Origin of the sequence: Streptomyces sp. NPDC058375 (assembly GCF_042723425.1) — a bacterium.
GTDB lineage: Bacteria > Actinomycetota > Actinomycetes > Streptomycetales > Streptomycetaceae > Streptomyces > Streptomyces durocortorensis.
Genome location: NZ_JBHXJG010000475.1, coordinates 1 through 1,816 on the forward strand (window position 1 = coordinate 1; position 1,816 = coordinate 1,816).

A 1,816-nucleotide genomic window follows, 5' to 3' on the forward strand; every position below is an offset into this window, starting at 1 on the left:
GAGGGGGAGGGGGAGGGGGGAGGGGGGAGGGTCGGAGCCTGAAAGTGGAGCGCGATCAGGTGGTGGGATGAGCCGCCGTCGGTCCCAGCTCCGTGCCCGGCAACGTGCGGCCTGCCGGGCCGCCGTCCGCCACACCACTCGCTGTGACCGGCGGGACGACCGTCCCGGCCCAGGAGAGCGCCGTCCATCCCGAGTTCGGCGAGCCCTCGACCGCCACCACACCCGTGTTGTCCAGGCTGTGTTCGGCGGCGAACTCGACCGTGACGTTCTGTGCCCGGGCGGCTGTCCATACGCGGATAGCGGCACCGTGACTGACGAACGCCACGGTCCCCGGCTCCTCGGCCCGCGCTGCTTCGGCCACCACCGCGTCGAAGCGGGCCAGCGCCTCCGTCCCGATCTCGCCCCCGGGCATCCGGCGGGTGGTGTCCCCGGCGGACCAGGCGAAGACGGTCGTCAGATACTGCCGGACCGCATCCTCGTCGGCCCGCATCTCCAGGTCACCGGCCGACAGTTCCCGGATCCCGTCACGGATCCGGACCTCGATGCCCCGCTTCGCGGCCAGGGGGGCGGCCGTGAGTTGCGTCCGCGTCAGCGTGGAGGCGTACAACGCGGCGATGTCCTCCCCGGCGAGCGCCCCGGGCAGGGCCGCCGCCTGCCGCAGCCCCAGATCGGTGAGCCCAGGGCCCGGCCGTGCGGTGTCCAGGAAGTGGCCGAGGTTGGACGGCGTCTGGCCGTGACGGATCAGCAGCAAACGCATAGAACGGGTCATGCTCCAGGCTCGGGCGCACAAACGGCGGCAGATAGATGCACAGCCCACCCTCTCATTCGGCCACCACCGAAGGACAGGACGACGGGATGACTGCCCGCCTTGCCGGAAGTAGCGGCGATATGCCCGGAGTTGGTGCGTCCGGTAACGCACAGGGCGACTGCGGCGCTCGCGGGCGATGGCAGTACTGTGCGCCCCACCGCCATTCGGGCGATGAGAAGTATCTGGAGGAAGAATCCATGACCATACCCAGGAGATCGTGGCGTGGCGCGGGAGCACTCGTGGCCGCTGCGGTCGTCGGTCTGACCGGAGGCGTCATCTCCGCCGGTCCGGCCGTTGCTCACACCCCCACCTGGGCCGTGACCTGCTCCGAGGTGACCGTTGACCTCACGAACTACACGAGCGACGTTCCCAACACGGTGACCGTCTCGGTGGACGGCAAGGACCTGCTCCCCACCGAGACGTTCGGCCGTGAGTTCCACAAGAAGCTGGCGCTTCCCGACCACGACAAGCCGGTGACCGTCCGACTGGTCGTCAAGGACGCCGACGGCGACGGCAAGCACTCCATCGACCAGACGAAGACGGCGGAGGTGTGCGAGGAGGAGGAGCCCACTCCGCCGCCGAGCGAGCCCGCCCCGTCGGAGACGCCGTCCACCGGGACGCCCGAGCCGAGCGCCACTCCCAGCGGCGAGCCCTCGGAGTCCGCGCCCGCCGCGCCCGCCCCGAGCCCGAGCTCGCCGGACCTGGCCGAGACCGGTTCGTCATCGACAACGCCGGTCATCGGCGGCGCCGCTGTCGCGGTGCTGCTGGCTGGTGGCGGCATCCTGTGGGCCGTCCGCAAGCGGCGTACCGCCCAGAACTGACGCTCCCGCGCTCAGCGGCCCGTGCCGGCAGGACGAGGCAGCGGACCTCATGAGCCGTAGGAACGCAGGAAGCGGCCGGAGCCGTCCGACCGGCGGTCGAGGCCGCACGAGCCGCGGTTGAGGCCGTACGAGCCGCGGTTGAGGCCGTACGAGCCGTGGTCAGGGGGGTGCCGCATCACCGTGGTGA

The 1,816-nt window shown here is 71.3% G+C and carries 2 protein-coding genes; one reads left to right on the forward strand and one right to left on the reverse strand.

Annotated features, from left to right (window positions below; translation table 11 throughout):
• Nucleotides 1-55 precede the first annotated feature (55 nt).
• The gene (locus ACFWM7_RS35175; protein ID WP_383268827.1) at nt 56-757 is read right to left on the reverse strand and encodes a histidine phosphatase family protein; all 702 of its coding nucleotides are present in this window, start codon (nt 755-757) and stop codon (nt 56-58) included.
• A 248-nt stretch (nt 758-1,005) separates the two neighbouring features.
• Here ACFWM7_RS35175 and ACFWM7_RS35180 point away from each other — a divergent pair, with 248 nt between their 5' ends.
• Nucleotides 1,006-1,629 carry an LAETG motif-containing sortase-dependent surface protein gene (locus ACFWM7_RS35180; RefSeq protein WP_383268829.1) on the forward strand — a complete coding sequence of 208 codons (624 nt, stop codon included), beginning with the start codon at nt 1,006-1,008 and terminating at the stop codon, nt 1,627-1,629.
• Nucleotides 1,630-1,816 lie beyond the last annotated feature (187 nt).